This is a genomic window from Pseudarthrobacter sp. L1SW (genome assembly GCF_020809045.1).
Classification (GTDB): domain Bacteria; phylum Actinomycetota; class Actinomycetes; order Actinomycetales; family Micrococcaceae; genus Arthrobacter.
Window position 1 is genome coordinate 2362050 of the sequence record NZ_CP078079.1, and the last position, 20263, is coordinate 2382312.

Here is a 20263-nt window from a genome sequence, read left to right on the forward strand (position 1 = left end):
GGGCCTTGCGGCCGGAGAGCCGGGGCCGGACCAGTGGACGGCTCCGTGCGCGGCCTGGCTTGCGCGGGCAGGCTGGACGTCCCGGTTCTCAACCGCCTGCGGCGCGGACTAAGCCAGGGCCCGGATAGTCCAGGACGCCGAGTGCGACTCCCCCGGTTTGAGGTGCAGCAGGTCCACCCCCGAGTTGTAGGCGTCCGGCGGGCAGGTCATGGGTTCAACCGCCAGGCCCAGCCTGTCCGGGGCCACCGGCTTATCGGCCGTATGGATCTGGACCCACGGCAACTCCGTGCCCCATTCCAGCTCCACACCCGTTCCCGCGGGGTCCTGCACGCGCACCCTGGCCAGCCCGGACGCGTCGCGGGAAATGCCGGTGAAGGCATGGTCGATCTTCACGGGCCCCAACCGCCGGGGTCTGCGGAAATCAAAGCCGCGCTCTTCCACGCCCTTCATGCCGACGGGGAGCAGCCGGTCCGGCGTCACCTCAAGGAACTCGCGCGCCGGCACTTCCAGCGTCCATTCGTCCAGCCCATTTGGACCGGCCACCAGGTACGGGTGCGGGCAGGCACCATAGGGGGCACTGGCGGCCCCGGTGTTCACCGTCCTCACCGTGCTGTGCAACCCATCGGGATCCAGCGAGTAGGACACGGACACTTCAAGGTCCGATGGGTAATCCGGGCCCGCGCTGATGGTGCACGCGAGAACCACCCGGTCCTCAGCCGCCTCCCGCACCTCCCAGGTCCGCTCCGTGGCGAGGCCGTGCAGCGCCGCACCCCGCTGGGGCTCGTTGATCGCGGCCTGGTAGGCCGTTCCGGCGTAGGTGTACCTGCCGTCAGCCAGGCGGTTGGGCCAGGGGACGCAGATGACCCCGCGGTAGTCGGGAATCCTGCCGTCCGGGCCAAAGCCCACCACCAGGTCCCGGCCGTTGTGCTGCAGCTCCCGGAGGGCACCCCCGCGCGCTGTGACCACGGCGGTGTAGGGGCCGCTGGCGATGCTGTGTTCCGTGGATGGCATGAAGATCCCCTTTGACGCCGAGTTTCTTGTGAGCGCTAACCAGCCTAACGCATGCGCCTGCCCGCGCACACGGAAACCTTCCCGCTGGCTAAAGTTGCACCATGGCCGAAGAAGGCGTGGTTAACAGCCAGGTACTCTCTGCCATCCGCGGTGCGCTGCGCGAACGGGCAGACCCAGTGCGGGGCGCCGGCGCGCAGGCCTACATGAAATCTGCCCTGCCCTGCCTGGGTGTGCGTGTCCCCGAAGTCCGCCGGATCGCCGCCGCGGCCGCTGCCGACAGCCCCTTTACGTCAGCCGTGCAGCTGCGCGGCACCGTCCTTGAGCTATGGCGGAACGCCATGGCCCGCGAAGAACGGTATGCAGCCATCGACCTGACCGCGGACCCCCTGGCCGCCGGGGACATGCTGATGCTGCCCGTCTATGAAGAAATGATCCGCAGTGGCGCCTGGTGGGATGTGGTGGACCCGGTAACCACCCGCCTCTGCGGCCTGCTGCAGGCCAACCGTGCGGAGATGTCAGCAATGCTGCTTGGCTGGGGCACCGATCCGGACTTTTGGATGAGGCGGGCTGCCATCCTCTCGCAGCTGGAGGCGAAGGCCGCCACTGATTCCGGGCTGCTGGCCCGGATCCTTGAAACAAACATGGCAGACCGGGAGTTCTTCATCCGGAAGGCAATCGGATGGGCCCTGCGCGAGTATTCAAAGACGGCGCCGGAGTGGGTGGCGGCCTTCGTGGCAGAACACGCGGCCACCCTCAGTCCCCTGTCCCGGAGGGAAGCCCTCCGGCGGCTCGCTGTCCCGACACCTGGCATATAACGGCAGCCTGCAAGCACCCTGGGTCAGGGGGACGTTCCGGACCGGGATCGCTTTGACGGTTCCGCGGCATGCCAGGCCTCCAGCCTGTTACTTGCCCTGGCACCCGCAAGGGCAAGGATCACACCGCCGAAGGCCATCGCCATGAGCGCGTACACCACGGATGCGGGTGGAGTTCCCCACATGGCGTGCATCACCAGCGTGCCCGGCACCAGCCCGAGGTAACCCGCCACACCGGCCCCCAGCGCCCACGGCCATGCCTTCGCCATTGCCCGGGTGCCCGGTCCCGGCGGCCGCGAAGGTGCCTCCAGCCTGGACACCCCAATGCCCAGGATGATTCCCAGCAGCGGCGGGCCGAAACCGCCACCGACCGCGAACAGCAGCAGCGAGAGCCCAATCAGCACCAGGGGCCCCTGCCGGCCGTGTATGCCGGCCACCGCCCAGGCGGCGAAAACCCCTGCAGCCACCACGGTCGCGACGCCCGACGCCAAGAGGTCCGACAGCACCGTAAAGGCCGGCTCCCCGTCCAGGATTCCGAACGCCTCGTTCCCGGGCCAGGAACGGAACACCGGGCCACCAGGCGCCACGGGGCCCTGGAGGATCTCGCCAATCCCGTGTTCCATGCCCGCCAGGGCCGCCAGCAGCCCGAAGACGCCCACCACGGTGCGCAGCGCCCTGCCTGGCGGCGCGTGCCGCGAACCCTCCATCCGGCGCCTCCTTGCCATGCGGGATGATTCGACCCTATGGCCGGCGCACCGCGGACAGCAGGGTCCAATGGCCCGGCAAACAGGACGGACTTCACGTCAGGTTCCCCCAACCCCAACCAGGTAGCGCCAAGTGTCGTTCTGGAGCTTCAAAACGGCACTTGGCGCTACCTAGATGACGGGGCGTTCGACGACGGCCTCGTGGGTCTTGCGGAACAGCCGGCGGGTGCGGGGGTCCCAGAAAACCAGGTACAGGCCGAACAGCAGGCCGGTCACCGCAGCGGCCACCCGCGCCAGTGCCAGCGCAAAGCCGAGGTCCTCGGTCTGCAGGTACGGGAAGACTTCCAGCTGGTCCGAAATGGCGTAGATCATGAAGAACGAGACAACAAAGTAGAGCGCCTTGACCTGCCAGTCGTTCCTGATGCCGGTTATTGCGAACAGGGGTATCAGCCAAACGACGTACCAGGATTGGATGATCGGAGCGAGGAGGACCACGGCGGCAAACGCGAGAGTGAGGCGGCGCATCAGCCGGTCATAGTCCCCACGGAAGATCTGCCAGGCAACAATGCCCACGGCAATAAGCTTGCCCACATTGTGCACAACCCCGGCCAAGGCGGCCCCGTCCAGTCCAAACGGATTGGCCAGCGAGGCAACCACCATGCCGATCAGCCCCACGGGCGCGTACCAGATGGAGATGCTTCCGGGGGCGGAGAGCCCGTTGACCCAGCCGAAGCCGAAACCGTTCACCAGGCTCATCAAGGCCAGGATTCCGAGGCTCAGCCCAGCTGTCAGGCCCCAAAACGCGAACTTGCGGAGCCAGCCTGCGTCCTTGCCAGCCCATAGGAGCCCGATAAACGGCAGGAAGACAATAGTGATGGGCTTCACCGCAATGGAAAGGGTCACCAGGACAATGCCGCGGACCAGCCTGTGCGTCGCGGAGTAGTAGAGCCCGGCCAGCGCCAGCCCGATCATCAGTGCGTCATTGTGGACGCTCGCGATGAAGTTCGTCAGGAACAGCGGGTTCGCGGCGGTGAGCCACAGGGCCCGGTGCGGGTTGACGCCGTGCAGCTCGGCCAGCCGTGGAACATAAATGACACACAGGATCACTCCTGCCACGGCCACCAGGCGGAAGAGCATCACGCTGGCCTCCGGCTGTACGTTCGTGGACCAGACGACGAACTGTTCGATCCACAGGAACAGCTGGCCGTAGGGTACGGGCGCTTCGGTCCACATCTTGTCCGCGCCCAGCTGGAAGTAGTTGGACAGCGCCGAGATGCCGTTCTCGTAGGGGTTGAACCCTTCAACCATCAGCCGGCCCTGTCCGATGTACGCGTAAACGTCGCGGCTGAAGAGCGGCACGCTGAACATCATGGGGAGGCCCCAGGCCACAACGGCCATCAGGGTAGCTTTGCGGGCCTGCCCGCCCCACACCCTGACCCGCTGCCCCAGCCTGAGCCAGGCACGGACCAGGAGCATGCCTCCCACGGCCAGCAGGACAATCGAGAGGGCAACGCCGACCGCTTCGGCGCGCATCCAGATGAACAGTGGCATCCTGCGGAGTTCAGAGACCGGGGCAAGCCAGCCCACGCCCAAGGACCCGATGAGCATGAACATGGACCCAACGAAGCCGGCAAGGAGCGGGGACCGGGGATTATCCACTTCGGCGCCGCCCGCTGCGGCAGTGGCGGCGGGCGCCGCCTCCCCCGTCGCAGGCACAGGCGCCGTCATTTCAGGATTGTCCAATCTATCTCGTCTGCGGTTTCGCCCGGCGGCGCACCGGCCGGCCGGGGCGCATTCCCACGGGAGCGGCATGACCCGCCGCGTCTTCGAAATCCTAGCATCGGACGGTGGCCTGGAGGTGTAACGGTAGGCTTGTCCGGTGCCTATATCTAACGAACGAATCGTCTGGATCGACTGCGAAATGACCGGCCTGGACATCAAGAATGACGCCCTGATCGAGGTGGCGGCGCTGGTCACCGACTCCGAACTGAACATCCTCGGCGACGGCGTCGATGTGGTCATCAAACCGGATGATGCCGCAGTGGCCCAGATGAGCGATTTCGTCCGGGACATGCACACCAAATCGGGGCTCCTCAAGGAACTGCCCCACGGCAAGACGATGGCCGAGGCGGAAGCCGCCGTCATGGAGTACATCTCCGCATGGGTGCCGGACCCGCGCAAGGCGCCCCTGGGTGGCAACTCGGTGGGCACTGACCGGGTGTTCCTGTCCCGGGACATGCCGGCGGTGGTTGAGCACCTGCACTACCGGGTGATCGACGTCAGCACCATCAAGGAACTTTCCCGCCGCTGGTTCGCGAGGGCGTACTTCCAGTCGCCGGCGAAAAAAGGCGGACACCGCGCCCTGGGGGACATCAAGGACTCCATCGACGAGCTCCGTTATTACCGGGAAGCCGTATTCGTGCCCGCGCCGGGACCGGACAGTTCAACGGCCCAGCGGATTGCCCGCCACATCACGTCCGCCGGGGACACCGGGCAGCAGGAAGGGTAATCTGCGTCACCTTCGACGGAATTTTGGGCGAAAACCCCAAAAGTGGACAAAGCACCCCTGAAGAGCAGGTAAGCTATATGAGTTGCCTTTCCAGAGCGCCGGTCCGCCGGTAAATCTGCAGGCACATGGTGGGCTTAGCTCAGTTGGCAGAGCGCCTGGTTGTGGTCCAGGAGGTCGCGGGTTCAACCCCCGTAGCTCACCCTCACGGGACGGTATGTGCAGCCGTCCAAGAAGGAGGCCGCACCGGATATCCGGTGCGGCCTCCTTCGTTTTTTCACCGTCGCACACTTGCACCTCGCACGAGATACCGCTGAAGGACCGCTGAAGATGACCGTTCTGCCAATCACCATCTGGGGAGAACCCGTACTGCACCGCCGCGCTTCCGAGGTTGAAGTGTTCGACGACGAGCTGCGGACCCTGATAGCGGACATGTTTGAAACGAATGACGCCGCCAACGGCGTGGGGCTCGCAGCTCCGCAGATAGGCGTGGGCAAGAGGATCTTCGTGTACAAGTACGCCAACGACGATGGCGCCCCGCCCACGGGCGTGCTGGTCAACCCGGTCCTGACCCTGTCAAAGATTTCCGGTGCGGTACCGGACCCGGATGAGGAAGAGGAAGGTTGCCTGTCCTTCCCCGGCGGACAGTATCCCCTGAAGCGCGCCGAGTGGGCACGCGTTGAAGGGTTTGACGGTTTTGGACAGCCCGTCAGGTTCGAAGCCACCGGCTGGTTTGCCAGGATCATCCAGCACGAATATGACCACCTGGACGGAAAGCTCTACGTCAACCGGCTGATGGACCGCTACGCGCGCAAGGCCATGAAGCAGGCCAAGAAGAGCGGCTGGGGAGTTCCCGGACTGACCTGGATGCCGGGCGTCGACCCTGACCCGTTCGGCCACTAAAGCAGGCGGTCACCCCGCCGCAATGGTGGACTGGCCCGGGCAGGACACCAGCACGCGCTTCATGGCGTCCTTTTCCGCCTCAGTGACCCAGAGTCCGTAGGCTGCCTTGACGGATATTTGGCGGGCCACATAGTGGCAGCGGAAGGACTTGTTCCTGGGAAGCCACGTTGCGGCATCGCCGGCACCCTTCTCCTCGTTTGCCGGGCCGTCCGCGGCGATGAGGTTCAGCGGATCGTTGGCAAGGCTTTGGCGCTGTTTGGCCGTCAGCCCCTGGGCGCCCTTCTGCCAGGCGTCGCCCAGGGCCACGACGTGGTCTATCTGGACTGCGCGGCTGCTTTCGGAGCCGCGGCGGAAGTCCATGGACTGCCCGGTATAAGGCTCCCGGATGGTGCCTGCTGCCACCTTGCACCTGGACCCCTCCATGAACACCACGGCGGTGAGGTCACGCCGGAGCATGTCGTTGCGGGTGTCGCACCCGTTCCGGTCCACGTCCAGCCACGCCTGGCCGAAGGCTTCGCGGTCGTAGTTGTCCTTGGCGGCGCGGCCCTTGACGGCGAGCCCCTCCAATGCGGCGAGGGCACTGCCCGGGGGCACCGGGCGCACTGGCACGACAGGCTTCATCCAGGCGGGATCAAAGACTGGGGCCTCCGCGGGACCTGCGACGGCGGGCTCCGCCAAGGCAAACTGGCCGGCAGTAAAGAACCAGGACAGGGCCGCCAACGCCGCGGCGGCAGCCACTGCCAGGATGCCCCATGCCTGCCGGGAGCGACGGCGCGCACTCCGATAGGCAGACCAGCTCACAGTCATGGGGCTCCAGCCCCTCCGGCGACATCATGCACCAGAAGAGCCTAGGCCACCAGCCTGCCCTCCCCACTGTTTTCCACAGTGTGGAGGGCAAGTGGGCGGCGCTGGCGGAAGTATTCCGCCGCGGGGCTTACTGCTCCCGCATCACCCGCCGGAGGTCCTCCTCGGCGATTGCCAGCAGTCCTTCCAGCTGGCGCACCCGGTCCTCTCCGACGTCGCCCGTTTTGTACGCGGCGCGGGCGCCCTCCAGCAGCCGGACGGCCTCCTTATGGTTGGCTTTGGCCACGTCGAGGGCGTGCTCAAGGGTTGTCTCGTGCTGAAGTGTCGAATCTTTGTCCATGCCACCAGTGTGGTCCCGTTTCCCGGCTGATTCCAGCACCATCAGCCGGGAAATCGCGGGACCGGCGGCCGGAACCTAAACGGCGATCGCAGCCAGGGCCGCGGCGGATTCCTTTGCGGGGAAGGAAGGCGGGTTAACCCCGGCCATCTCCTCCATGACGCGGACCACCTGGCAGCTGTAGCCGAACTCGTTGTCGTACCAGACATAGAGCACAAGGTTCTTGTCCGTGGACACGGTGGCCAGGCCGTCCACGATGCCGGCCCGGCGGGAACCGACGAAGTCAGTGGAAACAACTTCGGGTGAGTCGATGTAGTCGATCTGCTTGCGCAGGTCCGAGTGCAGCGACATCTCACGCAGGTAGTTGTTGACCTCGTCCTTGGTGGTCCCGTTCTCCAGGCTCAGGTTCAGGATGGCGAGGGAAACATCCGGGGTGGGGACGCGGATGGAGCTGCCGGTCAGCTTGCCCAGCAGTTCGGGCAGGGCCTTGGCCACGGCCTTGGCGGCGCCGGTCTCCGTGATCACCATGTTCAGTGCTGCCGAGCGGCCGCGCCGGTCACCCTTGTGGAAGTTGTCGATCAGGTTCTGGTCGTTCGTGAAGGAGTGCACCGTCTCCACATGGCCGTGCACGACGCCGAACTTGTCGTTGATTGCCTTCAGCACCGGCGTGATGGCGTTGGTGGTGCAGGACGCGGCGGAGACGATCTGGTCGGTGTCCTCGATGGTGCCGTGGTTGATGCCGTGGACGATGTTCTTGAGATCGCCCTTGCCCGGGGCGGTCAGCAGGACCCGGGCCACGCCCTTGCTCTGCAGGTGCTGGGACAAGCCCTCCCGGTCACGCCAGCGTCCGGTGTTGTCCACCACAAGGGCGTTGTTGATTCCGTAGGCGGTGTAATCGATGGTGGCGGGGTTGTCCGAGTAGATGACCTGTACCTGCACGCCGTTGGCCGTGATGGTGTTGGCCTCCTCGTCAATCCGAATGGTCCCTTCGAAGGAGCCGTGGACCGAGTCGCGGCGCAGGAGGCTGGCGCGCTTGGAGAGATCGTTGTCAGCACCTTTGCGGACCACGATGGCGCGCAGGCGGAGGCCGTGTCCGCCGCCTGCCTTTTCGATGAGGAGGCGGGCCAGGAGCCGGCCGATCCGGCCGAAGCCGTAAAGCACCACGTCGGTGCTGGTGCGGTCATCGCCGCCGCGCTTGCCCACGACGTCGGCAAGTTCCGCCCGCAGGAATTCTTCCAGCGTGGCGCCGTCGCCTTCTTCCTTGAACTTCTGGTTCAGCCGGGCGATGTCGATGGCAGCGGCACCGAGCTCGAGTCCGGCCAGGGTGTTCAGCAGGGGCGCCGTCTCCTCCAGGAGAAGCTCGTCCTTGCTCATCCGGCGTGCAAAGCGGTGCGCCTTAAGGATGTTCATGGTGGATTTGTTGATCAAACTCCGGCCATGGATGCTGGTGACCACGTTGTTCTCGCGGTACAGCCGGCCGATCACCGGAATCATGGCCTCGGCGAGGGCCTCCCGGCCCATCCACGTATCAAGACAAGAATCTGACGTCTGGCTCACAGAAATACCTTCCTCGGTTCAGCCGTGTACGTCCTCGTACACGGATGTCGGCCACCACATGTTGTGCAGGGGCCCCCGCGCCTGCAGGGGTCGGCCCCCAGGCGCCTGGATCGCGTGCAAAGAAAAACCGCCGGCTGCGAAGGCAACCCGGGCGGAAGAACTCCTGCGTCCGGTCTCCATTCTAAGTTGGCCAGCTACCCCTGACCGGCCGGAACCACGTGAAATCACTCACAGGGAAGGGCCTTGCGTCCGGGGAGTCAGTTGTGGATGGCCGAATAGAGATTGAGGCTGGACGAAAACACCACCCAGGAAAAATAGGGCAGCATCAGCAGGCCCGCAGCCGGGCTCACCGGCCCGAACCGCACAACGAGGAATGCAAGCGAGGCCGCAAGCCCGGCTATGACACAGAAAGCGGCCCAGAGGGCAGCAGCACCAAACACCGGAAAGAGCCCGAAGAAGGCCAGCGGCCATGCGGCATTGAGCACCAGTTGGACCAGATACCCGGCCAGGGCACCTCCCCTCAACTCCCCTTTCCGCCAGACGAGCCAGGCGGCGACCGCCACCCCCACGTACAAGAGCATCCACATGCTCCTGAACATCCAGCCCGGCGGCATCCAGGGGGCCTTGGCCGATCCCGCGAACCAGCCAGCCGAATGCAGGATGATGGGGACTGACGCGAGGGCCCAGGCAGCGGCGGAGAGCGCAAGGAACCCGGCCAGGGCAACGGCCTGCTGTGCGCGGGCGGGACCCCGCGGTTCGGCGGCTCCGTCGCCGGAGGGCGGGTCAATATTTGCGGGCACGGTTCAGGATCCCCAACACAACTCTCAAGGTCAAACCGGACGGGGTGGATGGGTTGACCGATACGCCGGGTTCTGTGCTCCCGCCCCGTTGCCGGTGCGGGAGTAGCGGCCATCCATCTACGAGCGCCGTTGCCGGCGCCCTCCAGCGGCCTACCCGGACACTCGGGCGGGCAGCCCTCAAACGTGTCCTGTCTGGCCTTGCTCCGGGTGGGGTTTACCTAGCCTTCCCGGTCACCCGGGAAGCTGGTGGTCTCTTACACCACCGTTTCACCCTTACCTGGTTCGTGCCGCTTTCAAACCGGCGCGACCCAGGCGGTCTGTTCTCTGTGGCACTGGCCTGCGGGTTACCCCGAGTGGGCGTTACCCACCACCCTGCCCTGCGGAGCCCGGACGTTCCTCGAGCCACTTGCGTGACGCGCGGCCGCCTGGTCAACCCATCCATGTCCAGTCTACCGGGGCGCTGCCACTTTCCCTCCGCCGGTAGGATCGGACGGTGCTGATTCTGCTCCCCCCTTCCGAAGGCAAGACACCCGCGGTCCGTGGTTCCGCCGTCGACTGGCCTTCCCTCAGCTTCCCGGAGCTGAACTCCTGTCGCGCCAAGGTGCTGGACGCGCTGGGGACGGTGAGCGCGCATGACGATGCCCTCGCGTTGCTGGGGGTGGGGGCCTCCCTGAAGGACGACGTCGAGCGCAACACCCGGCTCCATGGCGAACCGGCGGCCCCTGCACACCAGATCTACTCCGGCGTCCTCTATGACGCGCTGGGCTACAAGACACTCACCCCCGTGCAGCGGCGCAAGGCAGACGAGTCGGTGCTGGTGATTTCCGCGCTCTGGGGCGCCATCCGCTTCGGCGACAGCGTGCCCGCCTACCGCCTGTCCATGGGGACGGCACTGCCCGACGTCGGCCGCCTCGCCTCGTTCTGGAAGCCGCACCTGTCCAGTGCGCTGGCGCCGCTTGCCGAGGGACACCTGCTGGTGGACTGCCGCTCGAGCACCTACTCCGCGGCGTGGGCCCCGCCACCGGCGCAGACAGTGGCGGTCAACGTTTTTACGGAGGTGAACGGCGTCCGGAAGGTGGTCAGCCACTTCGCCAAGCACACCCGTGGCGAACTCGCGCGGCACCTGCTGGCGCGGCGGGGCAAAGCTCCAGCAACGCCGTCGGACCTTGCCAGGGCCGCCCGGGAAGTCTGGCAGGCAGAGCTAATGGACGGTTCCGCGCGGAAACCCCACGCGCTGAACATCATCCTGCCGGGCTGATTCCCCTGCCGCTCCCCAACTAGGTAGCGCTAAGTGTCGTTATGAGCCGCCAAAACGACACTTAGCGCTACCTAGTTGGGTCAGGTTGGTTGGGTCAGGCCCACTCCTCCGAGCGGACCAGAATGGCGCCGGAGTCCGGGCAGAAGACGATGTCGTCCGCGGCGGCTGCCTTGATCTCGGCCAGGTCGCCGGGGCTCAGCTTCATGCCCGACGCCTCGGACGTGCCGTGGAACAGGCGGGCGGCACCCACACCGCGCTTGGCGAGCGTTTTTTCGTACACGGCCAGCACGCCGGCATCGAGGCCAGCGGCAAATTCGTCGCGCCGGGCGCGGAGGCCGCCGGCCTCCGCCTCCACTTCAGCAAGGGCTGCGTCGAGCTCGGCCCTGATTGTGCCGAAGGACCCTTGGATATCGTCCACGATCGCTTGCTGTGCCGCCTGCCGCTCCCGCAGCGAATCGAGCCGCTCCATGACCTCAAGCTCAATATCTTCAAGGTCCGAGAGGCGTTTATTGAGCGAGGCAATGTCCTTCTGCAGCGCCACCAGGTCCTTGGACAATCCGGTGCCGCTGTTCAGCCGCGCCTCGTCCCGCTGGATCCGCGAGGCCACCTGTTCCACGTCCGCCTCGGCCCGCTTAAGTTCGGCCTCGGCGTCATGGACAGCCACCTTCGCCGCGCCCAGCTCGCCGTTGGCAACAGCCAGCGCCGCCTCCAGGTCCTTGATGCGGGGATCGGTTTCCAAGGAGCGGCGGCGGTTGGCGAGCGACTTCAGCTTTGCGTCCAGCCCCTGCAGTTCGAGCAACTTCAACTGTTCCGCCGGTGCTGCCTTCGCCACTGTTACCTCCGCTTGATCCCTACCGGCCGGGGCCGGGCACCTGACCGGCGCTTCCTAGACTCTAGCGCCTGGCCTGCTCCCCTGCCTCGCTCTGCTCGCCCGGGGACCCTTCACGCCAGGCTTAGCCCGGAGTCAGGATGAAGTCCCAGGGATCGCTGTTGGTAGTGCTGACCTGGATTTCAACGTCATGGCCCTGGTCGGCGAGGACATTGCCCAGCGCAGCCGCAGCGGCAGGCAGCCACAGCCACTCGCTGGCGAAGTGGGAGACATCCACAAGGTAGGGCCGGCCGTTCAGGGCAGCCTCCCTGGCTTCCGACGCCGGGTGGTGGCGGAGGTCGGCGGTCACATAGACGTCCGCGTTGCTGGCCCTGACCTCACTAAAGAGGGAGTCCCCGGCACCACCGCACACGGCGATGCGACGGACCAGGCCGTCCTTGTCCCCGGAAACCCGCACTCCCCCGGCTACGGAGGGGAGGATCCCGAACACGCGGGCTGCGAAGTCGCCCAGGGTCATGGCTTCCGCCAGGTCCCCCACCCGCCCGATGCCCTCTTCAGGAAGGCCGTTTGCTGCCACAGTCAGCGGGACGGCGTCCTGGAGGCCCAGCGCATCGGCGAGGACGTCGGACACGCCGCCGACGGCGGAATCACCGTTGGTGTGGACCGTCAGCAACGCGGTGCCGGACTCGATCAACCGGTGCACGGCCCGGCCTTTGGGCGTGGTGGCCGCGACGGAGGTGACGCCCTTCAGGAGCAGGGGATGGTGGGTGATCAGCAGTTCCGCGCCCCACTCCACGGCCTCTTCAATGACTTCCAAGGTAGGGTCGACGGCGAACATCACCTTGGTGACGGGCGCTGAGGGATGGCCTGCAACCAGTCCCACTTCGTCCCAGTTCTCTGCAAGGGATTCCGGCCACAGCTCTTCCACCGCCAGGAGCAGCTCGCCCAGGGTGGGCGCCTCTGCGGGCTCCGCTGCCCCCTGCCCGGCTGACGGTGCGCTGCCGCCGCCGGTCCCGTCGTCGTGCCCGTCGTCGTGCTTGACGCCGTGATCGACGCCGTCGCCGTTGTTTGGGCCGGTAACGTCGGTGTCCGCAGGTTCCATAGTCTTAGTTTTACCCCATCGGGCCAGCCGCGCCGCACGTTTACAAGCCCCACCCACGGACGGCCCGGGAATCTTCCCGTGCCCCCAACCATTGAAGAGGTCATGAAAACTTTTGTTTTAGGCGGAGGCTGCTTCTGGTGCCTCGACGCCGTTTACCAGAAGACCAAGGGAGTCACGTCGGTGGTGTCCGGCTACACCGGGGGCCACGATCCGCAGCCGGACTACTATTCGGTCTGCAACGGCACCACCGGCCATGCCGAGGTTGTGGCCGTGACGTTCGACGAGGAGACCATCCCGGAGGAAGTCATCCTGGACATGTTCTTCGCACTGCACGATCCCACCACCTTGAACCGCCAGGGCTACGACGTCGGCACCCAGTACCGTTCGTCCATGTTCTACGAGACCACCGAAGAGAAGATCCTGTTCGAGGAAGCGATTGAACGGAACCAGGCGTTGTGGGCCAACCCCATCGTCACCGAGGTGGTCCGGCTCCCCCGGTTCCATATTGCCGAGGAGTTCCACCAGGACTATTACGCCAAGCATCCCGAGCAGGGGTACTGCCAGGTGATCATCAACCCCAAGCTCGCCAAGGCCAGGAAATATTACTCTGCATGGCTTAACGCTTAGCCACGGTTACGCGGCCTCGTTAGGCTGACCTCAGTATTCACCCCTCAAAGATAGGCGTATCTACATGGCACGGATCTATGACGATGTAACGCAGCTGGTCGGCGGAACCCCGCTGGTCAAGCTCAACCGGCTCAGCGAGGGCCTGGACGCCACCGTCGCCGTCAAGCTTGAGTTCTACAACCCGGCCAACAGCGTCAAAGACCGCATCGGCGTTGCCATCGTCGATGCCGCCGAGAAATCAGGTGCACTGAAGCCCGGCGGGACCATTGTTGAAGGCACTTCCGGCAATACCGGCATCGCCCTGGCCATGGTGGGCGCTGCCCGCGGCTACAAGGTCATCCTCACGATGCCGGAGACCATGTCCACCGAGCGCCGGGTCATGCTGCGCGCTTTTGGCGCCGAGATCGTCCTGACCCCGGGTTCCGAGGGCATGCGCGGCGCCGTGGAGAAGGCCCAGGAAATCGTGGCCAACACCGAGAACTCCATCTGGGCCCAGCAGTTCGCCAACGAAGCCAATCCTGAGATCCACCGCAGCACCACGGCGGAGGAAATCTGGGCTGACACCGACGGCGCCGTGGACATCTTCGTTGCAGGCGTAGGCACCGGCGGAACCGTCACCGGAGTCGGCCAGGTCCTGAAGGAGCGCAAGCCCGGCGTCCAGATCGTCGCGATCGAACCCAAGGACTCCGCCATCCTCAACGGCGGCGCACCCGGCCCGCACAAGATCCAGGGCATCGGCGCTAACTTCGTCCCCGAAATCCTGGACACCAACGTCTACGACGAGGTCCTCGACGCCACCCTTGAGGATTCCGTCCGCGTGGCCCGCGAGCTCGGCGTCAAGGAAGGCATCCTGGGCGGCATCTCCTCCGGCGCCATTGTCTGGGGTGCACTGGAGCTGGCGAAGCGTCCCGAAAACAAGGGCAAGCTGATCGTGGCTGTTGTCTGTGACTTCGGCGAGCGTTACATCTCCACCGTGCTCTATGACGACATCCGCGGCTGATCAGTCCGCTGTTCGCCCGTTTCCTGTAGAAAGAACTTTGTGGGCTTTTTCGCAAGACTAAAGGAAGACCTCGACGCCGCCCGGTCCCACGACCCGGCGGCTCGAGGTTCTTTTGAGAACTTTTTCGCATACTCCGGTCTGCATGCCATCTGGATCCACCGGCTGACGCACCGGCTGTGGCAGAACCCGGGCCTGCGTTTTCCTGCCCGGTTGCTCTCGCAGCTGGGCAGGTTCCTCACCGGCATAGAGATCCATCCGGGTGCCACCATCGGCCGCCGCTTCTTCATTGACCACGGCATGGGCGTGGTCATCGGGGAAACTGCGGAGATCGGTGAGGACGTGATGATCTATCACGGAGTCACCCTGGGCGGCCGCTCCCTGGCCCGCATCAAGCGCCACCCCACCATCGGTGACCGGGTGACCATCGGCGCCGGGGCGAAGATCCTGGGGCCGATCACCATTGGCCGGGACAGCGCCGTGGGCGCCAACGCCGTGGTGGTCAAGGACGCCCCGCCCGAATCGATTGTCACCGGCGTCCCGGCCAAATGGAGACACCGGGACGCGCAGCGGGAAACCAAGCCCGCCGTGGACCCGGCTGAATACGACATCGAGTACCGGATCTAGCAGTAGCAGGTACAGCAAAAGGCGGGCAGTCTCCCGGAGAACCGGGAAACTGCCCGCCTTTGTCATGCGGCGGCAAGTGCTAGTGCGTGTCCACTGCTTCGATCTCGGACTTGTCCTCGCCCCAAAGGGTGTGGAATGTACCCTCGGAGTCGACGCGGCCGTAGGTGTGGGCTCCGAACAGGTCACGCTGGCCCTGGATCAGGGCGGCAGCGACGCGCTTGCGGCGCAGGCCGTCGTAGTAGGCCAGGGAAGAGGAGAACACCGGAACGGGGATCCCCAGCTGGACGGCGGTGGCCACGACACGGCGCCAGGCAGGCAGTGCACCTGCGATGGCCTCGGTGAAGGCCGGTGCGAACAGGAGGTTTGCGGGCTTCTCGTCGGCGGCATAGGCCTTGGTGATGTCCTTGAGGAGCTCTGCACGGATGATGCAGCCTGCGCGCCACAGTGAGGCAATCTCGTCCAGCTTGAGGTCCCAGCCGTACTCCTTGGCCGCGGATGTCAGCATGTCCATGCCCTGGGCATAGGAGACCAGCTTGGAAGCGTACAGTGCCTGGCGGACGTCCTCAACGAAGGTCTCGGGGATCTCCACCGACGCCTCGTTGCCGGCCAGCAACTCCTGGCCCAGCTTGCGCTGCTCCGTCTGCGAGGACAGGGCGCGCGCGAAGACGGATTCGGCGATGCCGGAAACCGGCGAGCCGAGCTCCAGTGCGGAGATGACAGTCCAGCGGCCGGTGCCCTTCTGGCCGGCTGCGTCCACCACGACGTCGACGAACGGCTTGCCGGTCTTGGCATCCACGTGGCCCAGGACCTCAGCGGAGATCTCGATCAGGAACGAGGAGAGCTCGCCCTGGTTCCATTCCGAGAAGATCTTGGCCTGTTCGGCCGGCTCAATGCCGGCACCTGAACGCAGGAGGTCGAAGGCTTCGCCGATGACCTGCATGTCGGCGTATTCAATGCCGTTGTGGACCATCTTGACGAAGTGGCCGGCGCCGTCGGTTCCCACCCAGGCGCAGCACGGTTCGCCGTCCACCTTGGCTGAGATCTTTTCCAGCAGCGGGCCCAGGGCCTTGTAGGACTCCTTGGAACCGCCGGGCATGATGGAGGGGCCGTTGAGGGCGCCCTCTTCGCCACCGGAAACGCCAACGCCCACGAAGTGCAGGTCCTTCTTGGCAAGGGCCGCTTCGCGGCGGCGGGTGTCCTCGTAGTGGGAGTTGCCGGCGTCGATGATGATGTCGCCCGGTTCCAGGAGCGGCTCCAACTGTTCGATGACCGAGTCAACGGGCTTTCCTGCCTTGACCATGATCAGCACACGGCGCGGCTTTTCCAGGGAATCGACCAGTTCCTGCAGGGTCTCCGTCCTGACAAAGTCGCCTTCGGAGCCGTACCTTTCCAGCAGGGCGTCGGTCTTCTCGACTGAGCGGTTGTGCAGGGCAACCGTGAAGCCGTTCCTGGCCAGGTTGCGGGCGAGGTTGGCGCCCATCACCGCGAGGCCGGTGACACCGATGTGTGCAGACATCAAAACTCCAATTCGTACTTTGCGCGGATGTGCAGGGCTCCCCTTGGTAGGGAAACACGTTGCAGACCAAGGGTCTGAATAAAGCATATATATTCGGGAGGTCACAGGAAAGTAACGCCCACGTTATGGAACCGTTTGTGTCGCTTCGGCCCCTGGCGGCTGCCTTCCGGCGAACCCGTTCACACTAGGCTTAGCTGCATGACCAGCAGCCTGCACCACCGTGCCATAGAGAATCTTGGCACCCGAATTATCTCAGGGGAGCTGCCTGCCGGCCATATTATGCTCGCCGAAAAACTCGAGGATGAACTCGGGGTATCCCGGTCAGTGATCCGTGAAGCCGTCCGTGTACTGCAGTCCCTCGGACTCGTGGAGACCACCAAGCGGGTGGGTATCCGGATATTGCCCCCGAGCCGCTGGAATCCGTTCGACCCCCAGGTCATCCGCTGGCGCCTGGCCAGCGACGCCCGCGGCGCGCAGCTTCGGTCACTTGCCGAGCTGCGCTCCGCCGTGGAACCGGCCGCAGCCGAGCTGGCCGCCCAGAACGCGCCGGCGCCGCTGCGGCTGGAGCTGGTGGACGTTGCCCGTGCAATGCTCGACGCCGGACGCAAGGGTGATGTGCCCCGCTTCCTTGAGCTGGACATCCAGTTCCACTCGCTGTTGCTGTCCGGTTCGGGCAACGAGATGTTCGCGAACCTCATGGGCCAGGTGGCGGAGACCCTGACGGGCCGGACCGTGCACGGCCTGATGCCGGACCACCCGCACGAGGCCGCCCTCCAGTGGCACGTGGATGTGGCGGAGGCAATCGCCCGCAGCGATGCCGCAGCCGCACGCGAAGCGTCAGACAAGATCATGAGGCGGACCATGTCCCAGATGTCCGACACGTGGACCGAGCAACCCCGCGTTTTCATTCCGGTGGAGCGCTGACATCCGTACGGCGACTTTTTGTTTCCAGGGGTTCACGGTATATTCAACTCAGGCCCTCCACCGCGGCATCCCCCAATAGTCGCGGTGGAGGGTTTTCCAATGCCCGGAGGACACCGCGTGCCGGCGGGATACGGCTATGCAGCGTCCGCAAGTGCCTCCCTGAGCCGCCAGCCCCCACCCAGCCCGTCCCGCTCAAGGAGCATCGTGGTAAGGGCGGAGCCGGCGTTCCTGCCCAGCCGCACTTGAAGCTGCAGGACCTCGACGTCCACCCGGCTCAGGCCCCTGGGCATCCTGCGGTGGGTCTCCCACCAGCTGACCCGCTCGAACCACCTGACCGGCTCCGCGCCCACGGCCCATTCCCTGCCACTGCAGAGCACCGCCGCCGGCAGCCCATCCGTCCCCGTCCGCACAATCACGTGTTCCATCCCTGCAAGCTATGGCAGGGGTCGGACATTCAGGGAAGGGCCTGCATTAGGGGCCAAGCGGAAGCAACGCAAAAGCCCCGCTGCTTCCGCTTGGCGGCGGAAGCAGCGGGGCTGCTTGTGGGTCCTACCGGGATCGAACCGATGACATCCACGGTGTAAACGTGGCGCTCTACCAGCTGAGCTAAAGACCCAAAGTGGCCGGACCGGGCACTGCTGCGCCCTGACCAACGAACATAGACTCTACCCGATCCCCGCCGCCAAATGCGAATCGGCCGCGGATGTGCCGGCTTCGGGCCCTACCCCGCCACGGGCGGGAGCTCAGAAGCGAGCCACGCCAGCGATTCGCTGACGCCGGCTTCCAGCTTGATGGTTGCCTTGTCATCCCCACGGGTGGCACCCCTGTTGATGATGACCACCGGTTTGCCCTCCTTGGCGGCGTGCCTGACGAAACGCAGGCCGCTCATCACCGTCAGTGACGATCCCGCAACAACCAGGGCTGCGGCGTCATCGACCATCCGGTACGAGGTTTCCACCCGGTCCTTGGGCACGTTCTCACCGAAGTACACGAAGTCAGGCTTCAGTATTCCGCCGCAGGCGGGGCAGGCCGCCACAACGAAGCTGCTGATCAATGCCTGGTCTTCCACGGTGGAGTCGGCGTCCGGCGCCATCTCCACCAGGCCCGTCCGCACCGCCCGTTCCAGGAAGTCGGGGTTCAGCTCGCCAAGGATTCCTGCCAGCAGGTGCCGGGTATAAGTCCGGCGGCACTCCAGGCAGACCACCTGGTCATACCTGCCATGAAGGTCGACGACATTGGTGCTGCCGGCGTCCTGGTGCAGGCGGTCCACGTTTTGGGTGATGAGGCCGGTAAGGCGCCCTCGGCGTTCCAGTTCTGCCGCGGCGAGGTGGCCTTGGTTCGGATCGGCGCGCCGAAGGTGTGACCAGCCGATGTGATTTCTGGCCCAATAGCGCTGGCGGTTGGCGGCCGCCTTGACGAATTCCTGGTAGGTCATGGGCGAGCGAGGGGGCGAACCGGGTCCCCGGTAGTCGGGGATCCCCGAGTCGGTACTGAGTCCGGCCCCGGTGAGCAAGGCGAAACGGTCCCCTGCCAGCACGTCCCTGATCCGAACCAGAACTTCAAGTTCTCCTGCGGATGGGGGTCCGGGAGGCACAGGCGGCATGCTGGCGAAGCCTGTGAGGCCTACACCAGGCCGCTGCCCGCCCACGGCGCGTCAGGCCTTGTCCAGCCCGGCAAGTGCCGTGCGGTATTCCCCGACGTCCCGGGCCTGGCCCCGCGGATTCACGACGCTGTATCGGATGGTTCCGCCGGCATCGATGATGAAGGTGCCCCGCCGCGCCATGCCGCTGTCGGCGTCGAACACTCCGTACAGGCTGGCGACGGCACCGTGCGGCCAGAAATCGGCCAGCAGGTCGAAGCTGTACTGTTCCTGGGCCCCGTAGGCCCGGAGGCTGAACTTGCTGTCCACGGAGACGGCCAGGACGGTGGCATTCGCATCCTCGAACAGCGCCAGGTTATCCCGTAGTTCGCAGAGTTCGCCGGTGCAGATGCCGGAGAATGCAAAGGGATAGAACACAAGGACCACGTTCTGGCCCCGGAAGGAGGACAGCCTGACCGGCTCGCCGTATTGGTTGACGAGTTCAAAATCAGGCGCCGCCCCACCGACTGCGGGGACAGCTACGGAAGCAGCGGCAAGCGCCGCCGTCACTTGTTCTTCCTGCTCACCAGCCGCGTTGCGCTCCAGTCCTTGGACACGCCCGCGGAGGTAGTAACGTGCAGCCCCGCGGTTGGCGCCGCCTCCTGGATGTCAGCTGGGGAGACATATCCGTCCCTGCCGGACTTGGGAGTCAGTACCCACACGACGCCGTTCTCACTCAGTGTGGTCAGCGAATCCATGAGGCTGTCCACCAGGTCTCCGTCGCCGTCGCGCCACCACAGGATGACTGCGTCAGCCACGTCGTGGTCGTCCTCGTCGAGCATCTCGGAACCCGTGAGGTCCTCAATATCGTCACGCAAGTCGAAATCGACGTCGTCGTCGTAACCGAACTCCTGAATCAGATCCCCGTTCTTGAAACCCAATTTTTCCGCCACATTTACCGAAGTGGCGGCGTCGGCCTCGCTCACGTGTACCTCCAATGCCTCATATATGCAGTGCGCATAGTGATTTCCATTACTCCCAAGCCAACACCCTTTGTGCCTGAGCTTCAAGCTGCCGCCCCCGTGATGCGGCATATTCTGCGTCACATCGGGTCCGTCCAGCCCGCTGCCCAGCGGCTTTTCGTCACACAACCAGTATGACGGCGAAATACAACTGGGCCGCCCAAGCCGCGGCTACGCATCGCGTAAGGGACAGAGTTAGAGTGGCAGGTGACAACTATGCCTGCGGGGCAACAACCCTGTAACTCCAATGCAGTCGTAGGAAAACTAGGACCCTGCCCGGCACACATGACCGGGCTGTTGTAACCGATACGTCGCACACGGCGTACGTTCGCCGGGCGGTCACCCTGC

At 65.3% G+C, this 20263-nt stretch carries 22 protein-coding genes, 2 tRNA genes and 1 other RNA gene; 9 read left to right on the forward strand and 16 right to left on the reverse strand.

Features of this window, described 5'->3' with window-relative positions:
• Nucleotides 1-108: 108 nt before the first annotated feature.
• Nucleotides 109-1011 carry an aldose 1-epimerase family protein gene (locus KTR40_RS10865; protein WP_228403709.1) on the reverse strand — a complete coding sequence of 301 codons (903 nt, stop codon included), beginning with the start codon at nt 1009-1011 and terminating at the stop codon, nt 109-111.
• Nucleotides 1012-1112: 101 nt separating this feature from the next.
• Here KTR40_RS10865 and KTR40_RS10870 point away from each other — a divergent pair, with 101 nt between their 5' ends.
• A complete protein-coding gene (locus KTR40_RS10870; protein ID WP_228403711.1) occupies nt 1113-1826 on the forward strand; it encodes a DNA alkylation repair protein in 714 nt (237 codons plus the stop codon).
• 23 nt (nt 1827-1849) lie between these two features.
• On the opposite strand, the gene KTR40_RS10875 is transcribed toward KTR40_RS10870, so the two are convergent.
• Nucleotides 1850-2530, reverse strand: a complete 681-nt coding sequence (locus tag KTR40_RS10875; protein WP_228403713.1) for a hypothetical protein — start codon at nt 2528-2530, stop codon at nt 1850-1852.
• Between the two features lie 168 nt (nt 2531-2698).
• The gene (gene mptB, locus KTR40_RS10880; protein WP_139029503.1) at nt 2699-4255 is read right to left on the reverse strand and encodes a polyprenol phosphomannose-dependent alpha 1,6 mannosyltransferase MptB; all 1557 of its coding nucleotides are present in this window, start codon (nt 4253-4255) and stop codon (nt 2699-2701) included.
• Nucleotides 4256-4448: 193 nt separating this feature from the next.
• On the opposite strand from mptB, the gene orn reads away from it, so the two are divergent.
• The 3 genes from orn (at nt 4449) to def (ending at nt 5936) form a co-directional block, all read left to right on the forward strand.
• On the forward strand, nt 4449-5036 hold the full coding sequence (gene orn, locus KTR40_RS10885) for an oligoribonuclease (RefSeq protein WP_255708899.1): 588 nt from the start codon (nt 4449-4451) through the stop codon (nt 5034-5036).
• Between the two features lie 128 nt (nt 5037-5164).
• Nucleotides 5165-5237, forward strand: a tRNA-His gene (locus KTR40_RS10890).
• A gap of 126 nt (nt 5238-5363) precedes the next feature.
• On the forward strand, nt 5364-5936 hold the full coding sequence (gene def, locus KTR40_RS10895; RefSeq protein WP_139029505.1) for a peptide deformylase: 573 nt from the start codon (nt 5364-5366) through the stop codon (nt 5934-5936).
• 9 nt (nt 5937-5945) lie between these two features.
• Here def and KTR40_RS10900 read toward each other — a convergent pair whose 3' ends face one another.
• The 5 genes from KTR40_RS10900 to rnpB all read right to left on the reverse strand — a co-directional run bounded on the left by KTR40_RS10900 (nt 5946) and on the right by rnpB (nt 9871).
• Complete coding sequence (locus KTR40_RS10900; RefSeq protein WP_228403716.1) at nt 5946-6743, reverse strand: HNH endonuclease family protein; 798 nt, start codon at nt 6741-6743, stop codon at nt 5946-5948.
• Nucleotides 6744-6870: 127 nt separating this feature from the next.
• Nucleotides 6871-7080 carry a hypothetical protein gene (locus KTR40_RS10905; protein ID WP_104998252.1) on the reverse strand — a complete coding sequence of 70 codons (210 nt, stop codon included), beginning with the start codon at nt 7078-7080 and terminating at the stop codon, nt 6871-6873.
• Nucleotides 7081-7155: 75 nt separating this feature from the next.
• Nucleotides 7156-8598, reverse strand: a complete 1443-nt coding sequence (locus tag KTR40_RS10910; RefSeq protein ID WP_240793697.1) for a glyceraldehyde-3-phosphate dehydrogenase — start codon at nt 8596-8598, stop codon at nt 7156-7158.
• A 293-nt stretch (nt 8599-8891) separates the two neighbouring features.
• A complete protein-coding gene (locus KTR40_RS10915; protein WP_228403718.1) occupies nt 8892-9434 on the reverse strand; it encodes a TspO/MBR family protein in 543 nt (180 codons plus the stop codon).
• Between the two features lie 45 nt (nt 9435-9479).
• An RNA gene (gene rnpB / locus KTR40_RS10920) (RNase P RNA component class A) lies at nt 9480-9871 on the reverse strand.
• Between the two features lie 56 nt (nt 9872-9927).
• Between rnpB and KTR40_RS10925 the strand changes: the two genes are divergently transcribed.
• The gene (locus tag KTR40_RS10925; protein WP_228403720.1) at nt 9928-10692 is read left to right on the forward strand and encodes a YaaA family protein; all 765 of its coding nucleotides are present in this window, start codon (nt 9928-9930) and stop codon (nt 10690-10692) included.
• Nucleotides 10693-10786: 94 nt separating this feature from the next.
• Here the strand turns inward: KTR40_RS10925 and KTR40_RS10930 are convergent, their stop codons facing one another.
• Nucleotides 10787-11524, reverse strand: a complete 738-nt coding sequence (locus KTR40_RS10930) for a zinc ribbon domain-containing protein (protein ID WP_139029510.1) — start codon at nt 11522-11524, stop codon at nt 10787-10789.
• Nucleotides 11525-11645: 121 nt separating this feature from the next.
• Nucleotides 11646-12623 (reverse strand): Nif3-like dinuclear metal center hexameric protein, encoded by a 978-nt coding sequence (locus KTR40_RS10935; RefSeq protein ID WP_228403722.1) that lies wholly within the window; start codon nt 12621-12623, stop codon nt 11646-11648.
• A 102-nt stretch (nt 12624-12725) separates the two neighbouring features.
• Between KTR40_RS10935 and msrA the strand changes: the two genes are divergently transcribed.
• The 3 genes from msrA (at nt 12726) to epsC (ending at nt 14874) form a co-directional block, all read left to right on the forward strand.
• Complete coding sequence (gene msrA, locus KTR40_RS10940; RefSeq protein WP_139029512.1) at nt 12726-13250, forward strand: peptide-methionine (S)-S-oxide reductase MsrA; 525 nt, start codon at nt 12726-12728, stop codon at nt 13248-13250.
• A gap of 64 nt (nt 13251-13314) precedes the next feature.
• The gene (gene cysK / locus KTR40_RS10945; RefSeq protein WP_139029513.1) at nt 13315-14250 is read left to right on the forward strand and encodes a cysteine synthase A; all 936 of its coding nucleotides are present in this window, start codon (nt 13315-13317) and stop codon (nt 14248-14250) included.
• Nucleotides 14251-14289: 39 nt separating this feature from the next.
• Nucleotides 14290-14874: a serine O-acetyltransferase EpsC gene (epsC, locus tag KTR40_RS10950; protein ID WP_139029514.1), complete on the forward strand. Its 585-nt coding sequence runs from the start codon at nt 14290-14292 to the stop codon at nt 14872-14874.
• Between the two features lie 79 nt (nt 14875-14953).
• Here epsC and gndA read toward each other — a convergent pair whose 3' ends face one another.
• The gene (gene gndA / locus KTR40_RS10955) at nt 14954-16390 is read right to left on the reverse strand and encodes an NADP-dependent phosphogluconate dehydrogenase (protein WP_139029515.1); all 1437 of its coding nucleotides are present in this window, start codon (nt 16388-16390) and stop codon (nt 14954-14956) included.
• Between the two features lie 198 nt (nt 16391-16588).
• Between gndA and KTR40_RS10960 the strand changes: the two genes are divergently transcribed.
• The gene (locus KTR40_RS10960; RefSeq protein ID WP_139029516.1) at nt 16589-17314 is read left to right on the forward strand and encodes a FadR/GntR family transcriptional regulator; all 726 of its coding nucleotides are present in this window, start codon (nt 16589-16591) and stop codon (nt 17312-17314) included.
• Between the two features lie 134 nt (nt 17315-17448).
• Here the strand turns inward: KTR40_RS10960 and KTR40_RS10965 are convergent, their stop codons facing one another.
• The 5 genes from KTR40_RS10965 to KTR40_RS10985 form a co-directional block, all read right to left on the reverse strand.
• A complete protein-coding gene (locus KTR40_RS10965; RefSeq protein WP_139029517.1) occupies nt 17449-17739 on the reverse strand; it encodes a hypothetical protein in 291 nt (96 codons plus the stop codon).
• Between the two features lie 118 nt (nt 17740-17857).
• Nucleotides 17858-17930 (reverse strand) — tRNA-Val (locus KTR40_RS10970).
• Nucleotides 17931-18035: 105 nt separating this feature from the next.
• Nucleotides 18036-18917, reverse strand: a complete 882-nt coding sequence (locus tag KTR40_RS10975) for an NAD-dependent protein deacetylase (RefSeq protein ID WP_370633123.1) — start codon at nt 18915-18917, stop codon at nt 18036-18038.
• Nucleotides 18918-18968: 51 nt separating this feature from the next.
• Nucleotides 18969-19463: a peroxiredoxin gene (locus tag KTR40_RS10980; RefSeq protein WP_228403726.1), complete on the reverse strand. Its 495-nt coding sequence runs from the start codon at nt 19461-19463 to the stop codon at nt 18969-18971.
• Nucleotides 19460-19879, reverse strand: coding sequence for a DUF3052 domain-containing protein (locus tag KTR40_RS10985; RefSeq protein ID WP_228403727.1), 420 nt, complete (start codon nt 19877-19879; stop codon nt 19460-19462). Before KTR40_RS10985 ends, KTR40_RS10980 begins: the two co-directional genes overlap by 4 nt.
• Nucleotides 19880-20263 lie beyond the last annotated feature (384 nt).